This window comes from Kitasatospora sp. NPDC048194 (assembly GCF_043202455.1).
Taxonomy (GTDB): domain Bacteria; phylum Actinomycetota; class Actinomycetes; order Streptomycetales; family Streptomycetaceae; genus Kitasatospora.
Genome location: NZ_JBIDAK010000022.1, coordinates 78,587 through 94,268 on the forward strand (window position 1 = coordinate 78,587; position 15,682 = coordinate 94,268).

12 protein-coding genes are annotated in these 15,682 nt (G+C 74.9%); 8 read left to right on the forward strand and 4 right to left on the reverse strand.

Features of this window, described 5'->3' with window-relative positions; translation table 11 throughout:
- Positions 1 to 346 precede the first annotated feature (346 nt).
- Positions 347 to 1,021, forward strand: a complete 675-nt coding sequence (locus ACGF07_RS24635; protein ID WP_392902039.1) for a DUF6629 family protein — start codon at positions 347 to 349, stop codon at positions 1,019 to 1,021.
- 61 nt (positions 1,022 to 1,082) lie between these two features.
- On the opposite strand, the gene ACGF07_RS24640 is transcribed toward ACGF07_RS24635, so the two are convergent.
- Together ACGF07_RS24640 and ACGF07_RS24645 are read right to left on the reverse strand one after the other, a co-directional pair.
- The gene (locus ACGF07_RS24640; protein ID WP_392902041.1) at positions 1,083 to 2,429 is read right to left on the reverse strand and encodes an MFS transporter; all 1,347 of its coding nucleotides are present in this window, start codon (positions 2,427 to 2,429) and stop codon (positions 1,083 to 1,085) included.
- A complete protein-coding gene (locus ACGF07_RS24645; protein WP_392902042.1) occupies positions 2,426 to 3,031 on the reverse strand; it encodes an ArsR/SmtB family transcription factor in 606 nt (201 codons plus the stop codon). Before ACGF07_RS24645 ends, ACGF07_RS24640 begins: the two co-directional genes overlap by 4 nt.
- Before the next feature lie 370 nt (positions 3,032 to 3,401).
- On the opposite strand from ACGF07_RS24645, the gene ACGF07_RS24650 reads away from it, so the two are divergent.
- Both ACGF07_RS24650 and ACGF07_RS24655 read left to right on the forward strand, forming a co-directional pair.
- Positions 3,402 to 4,151, forward strand: a complete 750-nt coding sequence (locus ACGF07_RS24650) for a hypothetical protein (protein WP_392902044.1) — start codon at positions 3,402 to 3,404, stop codon at positions 4,149 to 4,151.
- A gap of 44 nt (positions 4,152 to 4,195) precedes the next feature.
- Positions 4,196 to 6,034, forward strand: coding sequence for a helix-hairpin-helix domain-containing protein (locus tag ACGF07_RS24655; RefSeq protein WP_392902046.1), 1,839 nt, complete (start codon positions 4,196 to 4,198; stop codon positions 6,032 to 6,034).
- A gap of 265 nt (positions 6,035 to 6,299) precedes the next feature.
- Here ACGF07_RS24655 and ACGF07_RS24660 read toward each other — a convergent pair whose 3' ends face one another.
- Positions 6,300 to 7,172 (reverse strand): carbohydrate kinase family protein, encoded by an 873-nt coding sequence (locus ACGF07_RS24660; protein WP_392902047.1) that lies wholly within the window; start codon positions 7,170 to 7,172, stop codon positions 6,300 to 6,302.
- A 3-nt stretch (positions 7,173 to 7,175) separates the two neighbouring features.
- Positions 7,176 to 8,120, reverse strand: a complete 945-nt coding sequence (locus ACGF07_RS24665) for a pseudouridine-5'-phosphate glycosidase (RefSeq protein ID WP_392902049.1) — start codon at positions 8,118 to 8,120, stop codon at positions 7,176 to 7,178.
- 138 nt (positions 8,121 to 8,258) lie between these two features.
- Here ACGF07_RS24665 and ACGF07_RS24670 point away from each other — a divergent pair, with 138 nt between their 5' ends.
- The 5 genes from ACGF07_RS24670 to ACGF07_RS24690 all read left to right on the forward strand — a co-directional run bounded on the left by ACGF07_RS24670 (position 8,259) and on the right by ACGF07_RS24690 (position 15,582).
- On the forward strand, positions 8,259 to 9,164 hold the full coding sequence (locus ACGF07_RS24670) for a LysR family transcriptional regulator (protein WP_392902051.1): 906 nt from the start codon (positions 8,259 to 8,261) through the stop codon (positions 9,162 to 9,164).
- A gap of 119 nt (positions 9,165 to 9,283) precedes the next feature.
- Positions 9,284 to 11,074: a peptide-N4-asparagine amidase gene (locus tag ACGF07_RS24675; RefSeq protein WP_392902053.1), complete on the forward strand. Its 1,791-nt coding sequence runs from the start codon at positions 9,284 to 9,286 to the stop codon at positions 11,072 to 11,074.
- A gap of 547 nt (positions 11,075 to 11,621) precedes the next feature.
- Positions 11,622 to 13,205, forward strand: a complete 1,584-nt coding sequence (locus tag ACGF07_RS24680; RefSeq protein ID WP_392902054.1) for a purple acid phosphatase family protein — start codon at positions 11,622 to 11,624, stop codon at positions 13,203 to 13,205.
- 233 nt (positions 13,206 to 13,438) lie between these two features.
- Entirely contained in the window at positions 13,439 to 14,260 is an 822-nt protein-coding gene (locus tag ACGF07_RS24685; protein WP_392902056.1) for a (2Fe-2S)-binding protein, read from the forward strand.
- The gene (locus ACGF07_RS24690; protein ID WP_392902058.1) at positions 14,257 to 15,582 is read left to right on the forward strand and encodes a CaiB/BaiF CoA transferase family protein; all 1,326 of its coding nucleotides are present in this window, start codon (positions 14,257 to 14,259) and stop codon (positions 15,580 to 15,582) included. Before ACGF07_RS24685 ends, ACGF07_RS24690 begins: the two co-directional genes overlap by 4 nt.
- The last annotated feature ends 100 nt before the right edge of the window (positions 15,583 to 15,682 follow it).

Genomic DNA, 15,682 nt, shown 5'->3' on the forward strand with positions numbered 1-15,682 from the left:
GTCCGGGACACGCTGGAGAACATCGGGGCATCACCGGAGGACGGCCCCGGGGACAGCGGCCCCCCAGCCGAGGACGGGAAGCGGGACGGCGAGAGGGAAGGGGGAGCACACGGGGACGGGGATGGGGATGGGGACGGGGACGGGGACGAGAAGGACGGGCGCGACGACCAGGGCGCGGCCGCCCGCACGGCCAGCGAGGGCCAGGACGGCAGCGGAGACGCAGCGGACCGGCCTCCGGAGGGCGCGGACACGACCCGCTACGACAGGGCCGGCAACAACGCGACCGGCCAGAAGGGGGAGGGTCGAAGCCCGGAGGACGGACGGCCGAGGGGCGGGTAGCGGGCCGATGTGCTGGAGCGCGCAGGCGGACGCCCTGGCCGGCGGGCTGGTGGCGGGTGCCGGTGTGGCATGCCTGGTCCGCGCCCGGCGGTCCGGCCGGCCCCAGCGGCTGCCGCTCGCCGCGCTCCCGCTGGTCCTCGGGGTGCACCAGCTGATCGAAGCACTGGTCTGGCTCGGTGCGGACGACGGCCTGGCGGACGGACCGGCCGGGGCCGCCCGGACCGCCTGGGCGGCGATCGCCCTGCCGCTGCTGCCCGTGCTGGTCCCGACCGCGGTGTGGTGCGCGGCCACCGAGCCGGGCGACCCGGCCGGCCCGGCGCGACGCCGCGTGCTCGCCGCGCTGGTCCTGCTGGGCGCAGCGGTGGCGATCCCCCTCACCGCGGCAGTCGCAGGCCACCCGGTGACGGCCACCCCGCACGGGCACACCCTCGACTACGCGATCGGCCTCCCGCACCCGGCGCTCCTGCTCACCGGCTACCTCCTCGCCACCGTCGGCTCCCTCCTGATCAGCGGCGACCGTCTGCTCCGTCGCCTCGGTCTGCTCACCGGGGCGGGCGCCCTGGCCTGCGCCTTGCTCTGGCGGTTCGCCTTCGTCTCCACCTGGTGCGCCCTCGCCGCCCTGGTCAGCCTCCTGCTCCTGCGCTGGGCCGGTCGCCCGCGCGTTGCCCGGTCGATGCCTTAGGTGCGAGCCGGCTCGGTCCGCCGCTCGGTGGCCGCGGCACTCGCGCTGCCCGGTCGATGCCTTAGCTACGAGCTGGCTCGGTCCGCCGCTCGGTGGCCGCGGCACTCGCGTGCCCGCGCAGTCGGTCCATGTCCCGCCACTCCGGCCGCAGACCGGTCAGCGTCGTGGTGGCGAAGTACAGGACCCCTGCCGTGAGCAGGCTGGGTATCAGACCGACGAGCGCGACCGCCCCGCCTGCGACGATCCCGCCCAGGGGGATGCCGGCCCAGGCGAGGGAGTCCCCCAGGGCGTGGACCCGGCCGAGGAGGTGGCGGGGCACCCGTTCGAAGAGGACCGCCCCGAGGATCGGGTTGAGGAAGCCGGAGCCGAAACCGCCGACCGCGAACACGGTGACCACGGCCCACATCGGCGCGCCGAGCGCGAGCACCAGGAATCGCGGTGCCCCCGCCACCAGGAAGCCGACGAAGAAGACCGTACGGCGGGGCAGCCGGTGGGCGAGCGCCGCAGCGATCAGGCTGCCGGCCACCGCCGTGACGCCCTGGACGCTGCCGATCAGGCCGATCACGGCCGGGCCGTTCCCGGACTCCCTGGCCCACACCGGGACGAGCACCGTGCTGAACCCGGCGTCGAGCAGGTTGGTGATGCCGACCATCACGATCACGGTGAGCAGCAGCGGCTCCGTCCGGAGGAAGCCGAAGCCCTCCCGGAACTGCTGCCAGTAACCGCCGCCCTGGTGGGACTCCTCCGGCGACGCGGCGCCGGCCGGGACGGCCGGACGCCCCATGCCCTGCGGCAGTGCCAGGGCGACGAGCAGCGAGCCGAGTGCGAAGGTGCCCGCGTTGACCGCCAGTCCGGCCAGCGGCCCGACCAGTGCGACCAGCCCGCCACCCACCGCCGGGCCGACGGTGGAGGCGAGCCGTTCGGTGACGCCGGACAGCCCGGTGGCGCGCTCCAGGGGCACCCTGGCGCGGTCCGCCGCCTCCGGCACCATGACGGACTTGGCCAGGTCCCCCGGGCCACGCACCGCCCCGATCACCGCCACCATCACGAGCAGCAGCCAGAACGGCAGCAGGCCGCGCGCGTGCAGCAGCGGGACGAGCCCGGCGGCGAGCGCGCTCACCGCGTCCGTGCTCCAGGACACCACGCGCGGCCCGAGGCGGTCGACCAGCGGCCCGGTCAGCGCCTTGACCAGCACGTACGGCGCCATCTCGGCGAAGGCGACCAGGCCGGTCATGGTGGCGCTGCCGGTGGTGGCGAGGACGAACCAGGGCAGCGCGATGGCCGAGATGCGTGTCCCGGTCAGGGAGACGGCGGTGGCGGCGAGCACCCCGACAAGGGGCCGGAGGCTGCGCACCGGCGGGCCGGCGGCGGCAGCCGCGGTCGCGGTCGCGGGCTCGGTCGCGGTCATTCGGGCCTTCCCTCGGCCGGGTCGGGCAGCACGTGGAGGACCACGGAGACCTGCTCGCTGCCCGCGGGGACCGGCCCCTCGGCACCGACCCGGCGGTAGCGGCTGATCACCGCGTTCAGCTCGTCGGACAGCTGCCCGGCCTCGGCCGGTGTGAGCTGCAGCAGCAGGTCGCTGAAGTGGACCTCCTTGCGCCACTCCCGGGGCATGGTCTCGAAGGCGTCGAGCGCGCGCTGGGCGGTCAGCGTGTGGGCGGTGAGCACCGAACGCAGGAACCCGACGGCCGTCTCGGGCTCCTCGTCGGCCATGTCGTCCCCGGTCCAGACCGTGAGCCGGTGCGCCGAGCGCCACCACCGCTCCCTGGCGTTGCCCCGCTCCGTGTCCTCCTCGACGAAGCCCGCCGCGGCGAGCTGGCGCAGGTGGTAGCTGGTGGCTCCGGAGTTGAGCCCCAGTTGCTCCGCCAGTCTGGTCGCCGTGGACGGGCCGTGCTTGCGCAGCAGTCCGACCAGGCGCATGCGCACCGGGTGGGCCATCGCCTTCATGCCCTTGGCAGTCAGGACGATCTGTGGGTCGTCACTGTGCATCCAGCCGCGTTCTTCGGTCATGGTCGGCAGCGTAGGACCACACACACCTGTTTGCAAAGGGTTTTTTGCGAACGCCTGTTTGCGGTTCCTTGGACGCCGGCGTGGCGCGCCCCCACCAGCGCTCGCGCCCACCAGAGCTCGCGCCCCCACCAGAGCTCCCCGGGCCCGGCCGACCCCCGCACGGCACCGGACCGTCGACCGCCGGCCGCCCCGCCGGACGGCGGGTGCCCGGCCTGCCGCTCGGCGGGGGCCGAGGCCGCCATCGCCTCCCGGAGCCGGATTGTCACCCGGGCGGAGCAGGCGCAGGCTGGCAGCAGGGCAAGCCGGTCGGCAGGCCCCGGTGGGCCGCGGCACGGATGGCGGCCGCCGGTCGGGTACGAGGGGCAGGGCGATGGCACGCGGGAAGCTCTGGGGCTACGTCGCTTCGGGGGCCCGGGCACTGGGCGCGCTCGGCGGCGCGCTCGGCGGCCCGCTCGGCGGCGCGCTCGGCGGCCCGCTCGGCGGCGCACTCGGCGGCCCGGGCGGCTCCGACCGCACGGACGGCGGTGCCGCGCCGGAGGGCCGCGACCCCTTCCGGCCCTTCGCGATCGCCTCGCCCCGGTCGCTCTCCCGCGCCGAGCTGGAGCGGCTGCGGTGGACCGGCCGCCAGGCCGGCTGCGATCCGCAGGCGCGGCACGTCCAGGTCGCCGAGGTGGTGCGCCGGGTGGTGCGGGGCGGCGGCCGGGCGGCAGCGGTCACGGTCCGGCTGGCACCGGGGCTGCCGGTGGTGACCGGGGACGCCCGGCGGATGGAGGCCGCGCTCGCCGGGCTGGTCGACCACGCGATCCGGCGCAGCCCGCTGGGCGGTGGGGTGCTGGTCCGGGCGGAGGTCGTCGGCACCGGCCGGGCGGCGCCCCGGTCGGCGGCCCGGGCCGGCTGCACGGCGTACGAGCGGGAGCGGGTCGAGCTGCGGATCTCCGACCGCGGGTCCTACGAGCCGCCCGCGGGGATCGACCGGCTGTCGACGGGCGTACGCGCCACCGGGCCGGTGGGCCCGGCGCTGCACAGCCTGGTGCTGGCCGCGGGCGGGCGGCTCTCGGTCGAGCCCACACCCGGCGGCGGCCTCACCGTGGTCCTGCTGCTGACGGTCGCCTACGACTGACCGACCGGGCGGCGAACTGCGGCCGCCGAACCTAGACTTGCCCCATGCCCCGGCTCAACGACCAGGTCAGGGAGCTGCTCCAGGAGTACGCCGACCTGATCAACATCACCGGTGGGGACGCCTTCCGGGCCCGCGCGTACGAGAAGGCGGCCCGAGCGGTCGGCGGCCACCCGGAGGATTTGGCGGGTCTGGACGTCAAGGGACTCCAGGAGATCCCCGGCGTCGGCAAGTCCACCGCCGAGAAGATCGCCGAGTACCTCGCCACCGGAAGGATCCCCGCGCTGGAGACCATGCGCGCCAAGATCCCGGCCGGCGTGCGCGAGATGATGGCCGTTCCCAGCGTGGGCCCCAAGCGCGCCCTCTCCCTCTACCGCGACCTCGGCATCGCCTCCGTCGACGAACTCGCCGAAGCCGTCCGCGGCGACAAGCTGTCCGGCCTGGCGGGGTTCGGGGAGCGCAGCGGCGAGAAGATCCTGCACGGCATCGAGCTGATGCGGCAGTCCGGCGGGCGCACCCTGCTCGACACCGCCATCGAGCTGGCCGACCAGGTGGTGGAGGCGCTGTCGGCCGTCCCCGGCTGCACCCGCTGCGCGTACGCGGGTTCGCTGCGGCGGATGCGGGAGACGGTCGGTGACATCGACGTGCTGGCGACCGCCGCCGACTCCGCCCCGCTGATGGCCGCGCTGACCCGACTCCCGTACGTGGCCGAGGTGATCGCGAGCGGGCCGACCAAGACGTCGGTCCGCACCACCCAGGGCGTCCAGGTGGACCTGCGGGTCGTCCCCGAGGAGGACTGGGGCGCGGCGCTGGTCTACTTCACCGGGTCCAAGGCGCACAACATCAAGCTGCGCACGATGGCGGTGCGGGCCGGGCTGAAGCTCTCCGAGTACGGGCTGTTCGAGGTGGCCGGCGATGGCCGCAAACGCGCCGGGACGGGCGGCGCGAAGGCCTCGAGAGCTCCTCGGAAGGGCTCCGGCAGGAACGCCGGGGAGGCCTCCGGAAAGGGCGCCGAGGTGGAGGGCGCCAAGATCGTCTCGGAGACCGAGGACGAGGTGTACGCCGCCCTCGGCCTGCCCTGGATCCCGCCGCCGCTGCGCGAGGACCGCGGCGAGATCGAGGCCGCGCTGAACGGTGAACTCCCCGAACTGATCCAGGAGTCGGACCTCCGCGGCGACCTGCACACCCACACCGACCTCACCGACGGCCTGGCCACCCTCACCGAGATGATCGACACGGCGGCGGCACGCGGCTACTCCTACTTCGCCGTCACCGACCACGCGCCGGACCTGGTGATGCAGCGCATGACGGACGAGAAGATGCTCGCCCAGCGCGCGGAGCTGCGCCGACTCGCCGACCGGCACCCGAAGTTGCGGCTGCTGCACGGCACCGAGCTGAACATCGGCCCGGACGGCGGCGTGGACTGGCCGCCCGAGTTCCTGGCCGGCTTCGACGTCTGCGTGGCCTCCGTGCACTCGCACTTCACCCTCGACCGCGCCGCCCAGACCCGTCGGCTGATCCGCGCCTGCGAGAACCCCCACGTGCACGTCATCGGCCACCTCACCACCCGCCGGATCGGCCGGCGCGGGCCGATCGACGTGGATCTGGACGCGGTGTTCGCGGCCGCCGCCCGCACCGGTACCGCGATCGAGATCAACAGCGCCCCGCAGCGGCTCGACCTGCGCGACGAGGACATCCTGCGGGCCAGGCGGCACGGCGTGCGCTTCGCGATCGACAGCGACGCGCACGCCACCGGCCACCTCGCCTACCCGCGCCTCGGCGTCGGTACGGCGCAGCGCGGTTGGCTCACCGCGGAGGACGTGATCAACGCCTGGACGTGGCAGCGGCTGAAGCGCTTCCTCCGCAAGGACGCCCTGCGGGCGTAGCCGTCCCCGCCGAGCGAACCGGTCGGCGGAAGCCTGCCCCTCGGCGGACGCCCGGCCCGATCGCCGGAACCACGGCCCGATCGCCGGCGCCGCCGACCCCCTCGGCGGAAGCCACGGCCCGATCGCCGGCGCCGCCGACCCCCTCGGCGGAAGCCCCGGCCCGGTCGGCGGCCGAGGCCCCGCCTGGTGGGCCGAGGCGCCGGCCCGTCCGCGGACACCGACCCCCCGGCGCCGCCGACCCCCGCCGATCCCGGCCCACCGCCGCCTACCCCATGCTGGCCCCCGGCGAGGCCAGCACCCGGGCCGCGCTGCGGTGCCCGAGTGCGGCCGCCAGCCGCAGGTCCCCGGTGTCCAGGAAGCCGGCCAGGAAGCCCGCCGCGAACGCGTCCCCGGCCCCGGTGAGGTCCCGGACCTGCGCCACCGGCGGGACCGGCACGGTGAACGGCTCCTGGCCGGGCACGTCGACGGTGGTCGCCCCGGCCCCGGCCTTGGTGACCACTGTGGTGCCCGCCAGCCGGGCGCGTTCGGGCCCCGGCAGGCCGTCCACCAGCAGCCCGAGGAAGGCCGACTCGGAGCGGTTGGCGAACAGCAGGGTCGGCGCCAACTCACCCAGCAGGGTGAGGAACCGCTCACGTCCGAACTGCTCCAGCATGCCGGTCGACGAGGCGTCCACCGACGTGCTGCCGCCGCCCTGCCGGACGCGGACGAGCGCGTCCACCGCGGTGGCGCCGACCGGCTCCCCGTCGAAGGAGTAGCCGGGCACGTGAAGGTGGGTCAGACCGGCGAGCCACTGCTCGGGCACGCGCTCCAGCAGCGTGGCGGCGCCGCGGTCGGGCAGCATGGTGCGTTCGCCGTCCTGGTCGATGAGCACCACGATGCTGCCGGTGCGACCGCGCCGCTGGACCCGTACGTCCACGCCGTGGCCGCCGAGTTCGGCGACGACGCCGTCCCCGATCGGGTCCGCGCCGACGCAGCCGAGGAAGCGGGCCGGGTACTGCCCGGCGGCGAAGCAGGCCACGTTGGCCGCGCTGCCGCCGCGCCGCCGGAAGACCCGGGCGCTGGAGTCGGTGCCGTGGCGCAGCGGGCCGTCGACCCAGACCACGATGTCCTCGACGAGGTCGCCGAGCACCCCGAGCACGGGTCAGGCCCCGGTCGACGCGGCGGCGGCCAGGGCGGTGGCGATCTCGCCGCCGAGGCGGACGTTGCCGCGGTAGACCTCGACGTTGACCTCCAGGCTGCGGCCACCGGTGTCCCGCTGGATGAAGTCGAGCAGGAACGGGGTGGAGGCGTTGCCGGTGACGCCCAGGCGTTCGGCCTGGGCCCAGGCACGGGCCAGGATGCCGTCCAACTCCTCCGGCGGCAGTTGCTTGGCCGGGTCGACGGGGTTGGCGATCAGGACGGCCTGGGGCAGGTCGAGCCGGTCGCGGGCGTCGATCACCCTGGCCGCCTCCTCGGGCGACCGGACGCTGAAGTTGATCTCGTGGCCGGAGTCGGTGACGTAGAAGCCGGGGTACTTGGTGGTGCGGTAGCCGATGACCGGGATGTTGAAGGTCTCGAAGCGCTCCAGGGTGGCCCGGATGTCGAGGATGGACTTCACGCCGGCGCTGATCACGGTGACCGGGGTGGCGGCCAGGGTGGTCATGTCGGCCGACTCGTCGAAGGTCTCGGAGGCGCCGAAGTGGACGCCGCCGAGGCCGCCGGTGGAGAAGACCCGGACGCCCGCGCGGTGGGCCAGGAAGGCGGTGGCGGCGACGGTGGTGCCGCCGTGCCGGCCGAACGCGGCGACCACCGGAAGGTCGCGCAGACTGACCTTGTCCAGGCCGTCGGTGGCGGCGAGTTCGGTGATCTGCTCGGTGCTCAGACCGACGGTGGGCACGCCCTCGTGCACCCCGATGGTGGCCGGGACGACGCCCGCCTCCCGCAGCTGGTTCTCGGCCTCCAGCGCGACGGCCAGGTTGCGCGGCCGCGGCAGGCCGTGGGTGAAGATCGTCGACTCGAGGGCGACCACGGGCCGCCGGTCGGCGACGGCCTGCGCGACCTCCTCGGCGACCTTGATGGCGGGGGTGCTGGTGGGCAGTCCGGTCATGGTGCCAGCTTCCTGTCGGGTGCCACTGCGGTGGGGCAACGCGACGCTCAGCGTATGGACGGTCAACATCGGAATCCAGAATGAGTCCTGAGGCTTCCGATAGCTTTCTGGCTATCGGTTCGCACTAGGCTGATGGGCATGGGTCTCACCTTGCGCCAGCTGGAGGTCTTCCTCGCCGTCGCGGAGACGCTGCACTTCGGACGCGCCGCCGAGCGGCTGCACATCTCGCAGCCGACGGTCAGCCAGGAGGTCGCCCGGCTGGAACGCACCGTCGGCGCCCAGCTGTTCGACCGCAGCCGCCGCTCCGTCGCGCTGACCGGCGCCGGGGAGGTGATGGCCGCGGAGAGCACCCGGCTGCTCGAGCAGACCGAGTCACTGCTGGCCCGGGTCAGGCTGCACGAGGAGTCCCGGCTCGGGACCGTCCGGATCGTCGCCTCCCCGAGCGTGGTGAACCGGCTGCTGCCCGCCGTGGTCAGCCGGGCCGAGCAGGAGCTGCCCGCGCTGACCACCACCGAACTCGCCGTGGACACCGGGCAGGTCTCCACCACCCTGGCGGCCGAGCTCGCCGACCTCGGCCTCGGCCGGTTCCTGGAGGAGGTGCCCGGCTACCGGCTGGAGCGGATCGCCGACGAGCCGGTGCTGGTCGCCCTCGGCCGGGACCACCCGCTGGCCGGCCGGACCACCGGCCTGCGCCTCACCGAACTGCGGGACCTGCCGCTGCTGTTGTGGCCGCGCGAGCAGCACCCCCGGTACTACGACCACGTGCTCGGCCTGTGCGCGGCGCACGGGATCGACCCGCCGGTGCTGGTGAGCCCGCCCCGGATCGTCGGCTCCCGGCTCTACCTGCTCGCCCGCAACCGCGCCTTCTCACTGGTCCCCGGCTCGATGACCGGCCACCTCACCGAGGACGTGGTCACCGTGCGGCTGGACGGCCGGGCGACGCTGCCGCTGGAGATGCAGTGGCGGACGGACGACCACCGCCCGACGCCGGCGGTGCTGCGTGACCTGGTCCGGCAGGAGGCGGCGGCGCTGGAGGAGCCGTAGGCAGCCGGCGGAAGCCGGCAGGGGCTCTTGACGGTCACATGCCACCCCCGACAGGATGCCCGGATCACCCATCCGGCCCGTCGCGCGCCGACGGGCCGCCCGACCCCGGGGGATCCGCCTTGGCCCTGCGCCCGCCGCTCCGCCGCACCGACACCCCAGCCCGCCACGCCGGACCCCACGGCACCCCGACCCGCGATCCCGACACCCCGGCCCGCGGCACCGGCCGCCCTGACACCCACGGCACCCGCGGCGCCCGCGGCCGCGGCACCCTCCTACGCCGCACCGCCCGCCTGATCGGCGCCGCCGTCCTGACCCTCGCCGCCACCCTCACCACCGCCGGCCCCGCGCACGCCGACTTCGGCAGCGACTACCACGACCCGGTCACCGCCACCAAGCCGCTCACCCGCCCCGACTCCCGCTCCTGCACCGTCGAGGTGATGCACGAACGCGAGTTCCGCAACGGCTACGGCAACCCGCCCGACACCCCGTACACCAGCACCGTCACCCCGCCCGCCGACTGCGCGGGCCCCTGGTCCGCGGTGGTCATGGACCTCCACGGGCAGGTCGCCGGACGGCAGTTCGACCGGATCTTCAGCGTCCGCCTCGGCGGCGTGCAGGTCCTGCTCTCCTCCACCCCGGAGCCGTCCAAGGACGGCATCCAGTGGAACGTCGAGCGCGACCTGACCCGCTACGCACCGCTCCTCGCGGCCGGACCGCAGCCGTTCTCCCTCGACCTCGCCAACGTCACCGACGCCACCTACACCGGTGTCTACCGGATCTCCGCGAGCCTGACCTTCTACACCGCGAACGACCGCTGGCCCGCCGCCCACGGCGCCGACCAGCTGCTCACCACCGGACCGTTCGCCCTCACCCAGGCCGCGCCGACCGCCGGGCGCGAACTCGCCTTCCCGCAGAACCTCCAGCGGCTGACCGCCGAGGTCTACGCCCGGGGCGGCGGCGCCTGCGAGGAGTTCGCCTACGCCTCCGCGCCGGACGCCTTCGCCGCCGCCAACCCGTCGATCGGCGTCTGCGGCAAGGGCCCGTTCCGCGAGCTGCGGCTCACCGTGGACGGCCGGGTGGCCGGAGCGGTCTGGCCCTACCCGGTGATCTACACCGGCGGCTGGGACCCGCTGCTGTGGCGGCCGGTGCCGGGCGTCTTCGCCTTCGACCTGCCCGCGTACCGCCTCGACCTCACCCCGTACGTCGGCCTGCTGCTGGACGGGCGCCCGCACACCGTCGGCATCACCGTCAACGCGAGCGAGGCGCAGAGCAACGACGTCTGGACCGGCCAGGTCAACCTGTTCGCCGAGACCGACCACGGTGCCGGCCACACCTCGGGCCAGCTCACCGACTACCGGGTCGCCCCCGAGGCGACCGTGGGCACCGAGCTCACCGACCACGGCGGCGGCAGCGGCGACTGGACCGTCACGGCCGCCCGGCACGACCTCGCCCGGGGCTGGGTGCAGACCTCGCACGGCCGGATCACCACCGAGGTCCGCGACGACCTCGCCTTCAGCTCCGGCCAGCAACTGCGCGACAGCGGCAACGACGTGACGCTGCACAACCGCACGGACCTCACCCGCACCACCGCCACCTGGGGCGGCGGACCGCACCGCACCACCACCGTCCACGAGGGCGAGCCGCTGGACGTCAGCTACCGGGTGACGCACGACGCGGCCGGCAACACCGACCAGCGCACCGCGATGGACCTCGGCTACCACCAGGAGGCCACCACCGCGACGGGCGGCCACGTCACCGAGCGCTCGACCGTGGACCACACCCTGCGGGCCACCGCCCAACGCCACGACGGGGACCGCACCGTGAGGACCGGCAGCAGCACCGAGGACTACCGCAGCACCGGGCCGGACGGGCCGTACCACCGGACGCTCGCCTTCGTGGACGGGTGGTGACGCGCGGCGGCGCCCGGTGACGGCCGGTGGCAGCCTGCACGGCCCGCAGCCCGCAGCCCGCAGCCCGCGCCTCCCCCACAGCGCACGGCTTGCGAAATTTGCCCGAATTCTGCCTGTTCACCCCTGGTGCACACGCCGTAGGAGGGGCATCATGGGTGGTGGACCTGCGAGGTAGCTGAAGGAAGTTCGACCGCAAGAAGCAGTGGCGACAGATCGAGACGGATCAGGGTCTGCCGCTGGTACCTCGGTCGACGATCGAACTACCGGCCGGAGGACGTCAAGTCCGGAGGCCACCCCCACCTCGTAGGTTCCGCGGGGGCCCCGGCCCCCCCCCCCCCCCCCGGGGGGGGCGCCGGCCCCCCCCCCCCCCCCGGGGCCCGGCCCCCCCGCTCCTGCATTCCCCGGCGGGCGGAGCGCCGCCACCCGACGGACGGCCCGGACAGCCCTGACGGCCCCGACAGCCCTGACGGCTCGGCCGCCACGCGCCGGGAAGATTTCACACGGCCGGTCCGGCGCGGTTCACCTCCGCCCGGTGAGGCTGGCCGCCATGAACGCATCCAGTGGACGTCCCCCCGTCAGCAGGCGCGGACTCCTGGCCGGGGCGACCGGCCTCGGCCTCGGCGGCGCCGTCTCCCTCTCCGGCATCGCGCCCACCCCCGCCGCCGCCTCCCCACTGCTGTGGGAGCGGCCGGACCGCTCCGGCGCCCCACGGGTGGGCGGGCTCCACCTCCAGTTCGGCTCGGACGCCTCGCGCGAGGTCACGGTCTCCTGGCACACCACCGAGTCCGTCTCCAACCCCCGCGTGATGTACGGGACTTCGCACGGCGGCTTCGGCCGCAGCGCGCAGGCCGAGACCCGCACCTACCGGGACGCCGCCTCCGGCACCGAGGTCCAGGTGCACCACGCACGGCTCACCGACCTGCGCCCGGACACGGACTACGTGTACGCCGCCGTGCACGACGGCGCCACCCCCGAGCTCGGCACCGTCCGCACCGCCCCACGCGGCCGGGCCGCCTTCACCTTCACCAGCTTCGGCGACCAGGGCACCCCCACCCTGGGCAGGAAGACCGCCGGCGGCTACGTCAACGACAACCTCGGCAGCCCCGCAGCGGGCGACACCACCGCCGGGGTCGAGCGGGTCGCCCCGCTGTTCCACCTGGTCAACGGTGATCTCTGCTACGCCAACCTCGCCACCGACCGGGTCCGCACCTGGTCCGACTGGTTCGAGAACAACACCCGCTCGGCCCGCCACCGCCCCTGGATGCCGGCCGCCGGCAACCACGAGAACGAGCGCGGCAACGGCCCGATCGGCTACGGCGCCTACCAGACCTACTTCGACCTGCCGGACGCCGGCTCGGACGAGGGACTGCACGGCCTCTGGTACGCGTTCACGGCCGGCTCGGTCCGGGTGATCAGCCTCAACAACGACGACGTCGCCTACCAGGACGGTGGCAACTCCTACGTCCGGGGCTACTCCGGCGGTGCCCAGCAGCGCTGGTTGGAGCGGCAGTTGACCGCCGCCAACGCGGACCCGGGGATCGACTGGATCGTGGTCTGCATGCACCAGGTGGTGATCTCCACCGCCGACAAGTTCAACGGCGCCGACCTCGGCATCCGCGAGACCTGGGTGCCGCTGTTCGACAAGTACGGCGTCGACCTGGTGGTCTGCGGCCACGAGCACCACTACGAGCGCTCCCACCCGATCCGCGGCCAGCAGCCGACCGACACCCGGACGCCGGTTCCCTCCGGCACGGACACCGAGACCATCGACACCACCCGCGGCACCGTCCACATGGTCATCGGTGGCGGCGGCACCTCCGCCCCGTCGAACCAGCTCTTCTTCACCCCGCCCAAGGCCCGTGTCATCACCGGCGTCGGCCCCGTCGACAAGGCCACCGGCAAGCGGCCCCCGGTCTACGTGATCGAGGACGCCCCCTGGTCCGCCTTCCGCGACGCGGACAACCCGTACGGCTTCGCCTCCTTCGACGTCGACCCGGGCGAGCACGGCGGCGACACCACCATCAACGTGACGTACTACGCCGTCCACGGCCCCTACGGCGAGCTCGTCCCGGTCGACCGCTTCACCCTCACCCGCCCGCGCGGGGCCCGGGGCGGCGGCCACGGGCACTGACGGGCGGCAGCGGGCGCCAGGGGCCGGAACGGGCCGGGCCGGTCCGGTCCGGGCCGGTGCGAGCCAGGCAGGCCCCGCACCGCCAGGGCGGGCGCGGCGGTACCGTTCATCCCCGTGATCGGTGTCCGACCGCACCCCTGGAGGCCCGCCCAGATGTCCCCGCACCCCCGACCGGTTGAAGCCGGGCCGTCCGGCCGAGGTGCGGGGTTCGACGACTCCACCGGGGAGAGCCGTTGAACCCCGCACCCACCCGCCCCGGACAACCCGCCCACCCCGGACAGCCCGAACAGCCCGACCACCCCGGACAGCCCGGACAGCCCGACCACCGCCGCTCCCCGGACTACGCCCACCTCGCCGCCGTCGGCCCGTACTTCGCGCTCGACACCTCGCCGGGCGGCCCGCCGCCGGGCTTCCGCCCACTGCCGGAGCTGTACGGCACCGGGCCGGACGCGCCGCTCGCCGCCCGGATCCGGGTGGTGGCCCGGCGACTGGGAACCGTCGAGCTCCGCGTCGCGGCCTCGATCCTGCACCTCGGTCTGGCCGCCCGCTTCTGGTCGGTGGGCCTCGGCGCGGCCGTCCTGCTGGGGACGGTCCCGACGCTGGAGCGGGCCTGGGTGCGGATCCCCGACCAGGGCCCGATCGACCTCTGGACTCCGCCCGACCAGCCGTCGACCGATGCCGGCAGCCTCGGCGACCAGCTGCACCGGGCCGTCCTGGTGAGCCGCCTGGAGCCGCTCGCGGCGGCCGTCCGGGCCGCCGTCCCGCTCTCGCCGGGACTGCTGCGCGGCAACGCCGCCTCCGCCCTGGCCGGAACCCTGCGGGTGCTGGACCCGCACGCACCGGGCCGGGCCCGGGAGTTGGTCGCGGAGCTGCTGGACCGTCCGCCGCTGGCCCGGTCCGGCGTGCTGCGCACGGGGCGGAACGGCACGGCCTTCCGTCGGACCAGCTGCTGCCTCTACTACCGCACCGGGCCGGGCGCGGGCCTCTGCGGGGACTGCTGCTTCACCCGGCCGCCGGCCGCGCGTACGGCTGCGGCGAGGAAGGACACCGCATGACGGGCCTGCCGCTCGACGGCGTGCTGGTCGCCGACTTCGGCCGGGTGCTCGCCGCGCCCTACCTGACCATGCTGCTCGCCGACCTCGGTGCCGACGTCATCAAGGTCGAGCGGCCCGGCACCGGCGACGAGACCCGCGCCTGGGGCCCGCCGCACGCCCACGGCGAGGCCACCTACTTCCTCTCCGTCAACCGCAACAAGCGCTCCCTCACCCTCGACCTCCGCAATCCCGCCGACCGCGCCCGTGCCCTCGAACTGGTGCGCCGGGCCGACGTGCTGGTGGAGAACTTCCGCCCCGGCACGATGGACCGGCACGGTCTGGGCCCGGCGGACGCCGAAGCCCTCAACCCCCGGCTGGTCTACTGCTCGATCACCGGCTTCGGCGCCGGCCCGGGTGCCGGACTGCCCGGCTACGACCTGCTGGTGCAGGCCGTCGGCGGTCTGATGTCCGTCACCGGCCCGGCGCCCGGCGAGCCGGTGAAGACGGGCGTCGCGCTGGTCGACGTGCTGACGGGGCTGCACGCGGCGGTCGGCGTGCTGGCCGCGCTGCGCGAGCGCGAGGCCACCGGGCGCGGCCAGCGGGTGGAGGTGAACCTGCTCTCCACGCTGCTCTCCGGAATGGTCAACCAGTCCGGGGGCTACACCCTGGCCGGGGTGGTACCGGGCGTCCTCGGCAACCGCCACCCCTCCATCGCCCCGTACGAGGTGTTCCCGGCCGCCGACCGACCGCTGGTGGTCGCCGTCGGCAACGACCGGCAGTTCGCCGCCCTCTGCCGGGGCCTGGACGCACCGGAACTCGCCGCCGACCCTCGTTTCACCACCAACAGCCTCCGGGTCGCACAGGTCGAGGTGCTCGCCACCGAGCTCTCCGCCCGGCTCCGGCGGCGGACCGCCGCCGAGTGGTTCGCGGTGCTCACCCCGCTCGGCGTGCCGTGCGGCCCGGTCAACGACCTGGCCGGGGCCTTCGCCCTCGCCGACTCCCTCGGTCTGCACCCCCGGGCGACCGTACCGGGCCGACACGCACATGAGGTCCGGCACAGGCAGGAGGGGCGACACGGGCAGGAGGGCCCGCACGGGCGGGAGGGCCGGCACCGGCAGGAGAAACGGGACGGACACGACGGACAGGACGGACAGGAGGGTCGGGACGAAGCGAACGGCCGCCCGATGGACCTGGTCGCCAATCCGATCGGCCTCTCCCGCACCCCGCCCCGGTACGACCTGCCACCGCCCCGGCTCGGCGAGCACACCGCCGAACTCATCGCCTGGCTCGACGCTCCGGCCGCCCCTGCGACCGGCGCGCCGCTCGGGGAACCGGGAGCGTGACCTGGCCCGGAACGCGAACGGGCCCGCGCCCGGCTTGTCCAAGGCCGGGCACGGGCCGCCGATCCCCACCCGGTGTCGATGCCCCGGCACCGGGTGAAGC

Bases quoted from the DNA above. Each gene is read 5' to 3' on its own strand.
- ACGF07_RS24680 (WP_392902054.1), top strand. From the start codon at position 11,622: ATGAACGCATCCAGTGGACGTCCCCCCGTCAGCAGGCGCGGACTCCTG.
- ACGF07_RS24670 (WP_392902051.1), top strand. From the start codon at position 8,259: ATGGGTCTCACCTTGCGCCAGCTGGAGGTCTTCCTCGCCGTCGCGGAG.
- ACGF07_RS24665 (WP_392902049.1), bottom strand. From the start codon at position 8,120: ATGACCGGACTGCCCACCAGCACCCCCGCCATCAAGGTCGCCGAGGAG.
- ACGF07_RS24640 (WP_392902041.1), bottom strand. From the start codon at position 2,429: ATGACCGCGACCGAGCCCGCGACCGCGACCGCGGCTGCCGCCGCCGGC.
- ACGF07_RS24635 (WP_392902039.1), top strand. From the start codon at position 347: ATGTGCTGGAGCGCGCAGGCGGACGCCCTGGCCGGCGGGCTGGTGGCG.
- ACGF07_RS24650 (WP_392902044.1), top strand. From the start codon at position 3,402: ATGGCACGCGGGAAGCTCTGGGGCTACGTCGCTTCGGGGGCCCGGGCA.
- ACGF07_RS24645 (WP_392902042.1), bottom strand. From the start codon at position 3,031: ATGACCGAAGAACGCGGCTGGATGCACAGTGACGACCCACAGATCGTC.
- ACGF07_RS24690 (WP_392902058.1), top strand. From the start codon at position 14,257: ATGACGGGCCTGCCGCTCGACGGCGTGCTGGTCGCCGACTTCGGCCGG.
- ACGF07_RS24655 (WP_392902046.1), top strand. From the start codon at position 4,196: ATGCCCCGGCTCAACGACCAGGTCAGGGAGCTGCTCCAGGAGTACGCC.